1 protein-coding gene is annotated in these 2,097 nt (G+C 71.9%); it reads left to right on the top strand.

Annotated features, from left to right (window positions below; genetic code table 11):
* Positions 1-139: 139 nt before the first annotated feature.
* Positions 140-2,097 (top strand): condensation domain-containing protein (locus tag ACWDAK_RS41085; protein WP_427396339.1); only part of this gene is annotated, 1,958 nt, incomplete at its 3' end.

The following is a 2,097-nucleotide window of genomic DNA, read 5'->3' on the forward strand; positions in this document are numbered from 1 at the left end:
AGCTCCAGGCCGGCGACCTCGTCGCCTCCTGACCGCAGCACAGCGCGCCACCAGCCCGCCGACCGCGTGACGTCACCGCGGCCGGCGCGCTCCCGTGCGCCCTGCCACCAAGCCTGCCCACACTCCTGGAGGAACCCCCATGTCTCGTCGCGAAGGCGACGCCCTTCCCCTGACAGCGGCTCAGCGTGAGATCTGGCTCGCCGAACAGCGGTCACGGACGGTCATTCCGGGCTATCGGATCGGCGAGTATCTGGAGATCCACGGTCCGGTCGACCCGGAGCTGTTCGACACCGCGCTGCGCCGGGTGGTCGGTGAGGTCGACGCGCTGCACGTGAGCTTCGTCGACGACGGCGAGGGCCCGTGCCAGCTCGTTCACGAGACAGTGGACTGGGCGCCGACGCACCTCGATCTCAGTGGCGAGCCGGAGCCGCGCACGGCGGCTCTGGAGTGGATGGCCCGGGACCAGACGCGCCCGTTGGACCTCGCCCGCGATCCGCTGTTCAGCCACGCGTTGATCAAGCTGTCGCCGAGTCACTTCCTCTGGTACCAGAACTACCACCACCTGGTGATGGACGGGTTCGGCTACTCCCTGGTCAGGCAGCGGCTCGCGGAGACGTACACGGCGCTGGCCGAGGGCCACCCGGTGCCGCCGTCGGCCTTCGGTTCACTGCACGACCTGGTGGAGCGGGACGCCGCCTACCAGACCTCCGCGCAGTACACCGCCGACCGTTCGTACTGGATGGAACGCTTCGCCGACCGGCCGGCACCGACGCGGGTCACCCATCGGGCTCCGGGAGACCCGGCCGGTGCCCTCCGCATGACCGGGGAGTCGGCGCTGCTCCGCCCGGAGGTGCTTCGGGCGGCGGCCGAGCGGGCCGGCGTCCGGTGGTCCCGCCTGCTGATCGCCGCCACGGCGCTCTACGCGCACCGGCTGACCGGGGACGAGGACGTGGTGATCGGCCTTCCCGTCACCGGACGCGGGCCGGCCGAGCCCGTTCTGATGTCCGTGCCCGGCGCGGTGTCGAACGTGGTACTGCTGCGGCTGTCGGTGCGACCGGACATGCGGTGGCACGACCTCGTCGCTCAGGCGGCACGGGAGGTCGACGCCGCCCTCGTGCACCAGCGCTATCGCAGCGAGGACCTGCTCCGGGATCTCGGCCTGCCCGGGATCATCGGGTCGGCGTTCCCGCTCGTCGTCAACATCATGGTCTTCGACTCCCGGCCGAGCTTCGCAGGGCATCCCGCCACGGTGCGCCACCTGCTCGCCGGAGCCACCACCGACCTGGCGATCTGGGTGCTGGGACACCGGGACGGCAGCTCGCTGCAGCTCAAACTCCACGGTTCGCCGCAGACCCAAGGCGACGACGAACTCGCCGCCCACCAGCGGCGCCTGCTCGCGCTGCTGGACACCGTCGCGGACTGCGACCCGCAGGAGACGGTCGGCCGGATCGGTCTGCTGGCGACGGGCGAGCACCGCGAGCTGCTGGCCGCTGGCACCGGCACAGTGGCTGAGCTCCCCGCCACGAGCCTGCCCGGACTGTTCGCGGCACAGGTGAGGGCGGCCCCGGACGCGGTCGCGGTGGTGTGCGGGAGCCTCTCGCTGACGTATGCGGAGTTGGACGCGCGGGCGAACCGGCTGGCGCATGCCCTGATCGCCCGCGGGGTGGGCCCGGAGCGGCTGGTGGCGGTGGCCTTGCCGCGGTCGGCCGAGCTGGTGGTGGCGATCCTCGGGGTGCTGAAGGCGGGGGCGGCGTATGTTCCGGTCGATCCGGAGTACCCGGCCGCGCGGATCGCGTACATGCTCGGCGACGCGCGGCCGGCGGTGTTGGTGACCGACGCCCGTACCCGGGACCGGCTGGGTGATGCCGGTCCGGCCGACTGCCTGGTGCTGGATGACCCGGACACGGCTGTACTGCTGGCGGGTTGCCCGGTAGTGGATCCGGAGGTGGCCGTCGAGCCGGGGCACCCGGCGCAGGTGATCTACACCTCCGGGTCCACCGGACGGCCGAAGGGTGTGGTGACGACTCATGGCGGTCTGCGGAACCTGTTCGCCAACCAGCGGCAGGTGTTGTTCCCGTCGCAGAAGCGGCTGCGGGT

Source organism: Kitasatospora sp. NPDC001175 (assembly GCF_053598215.1).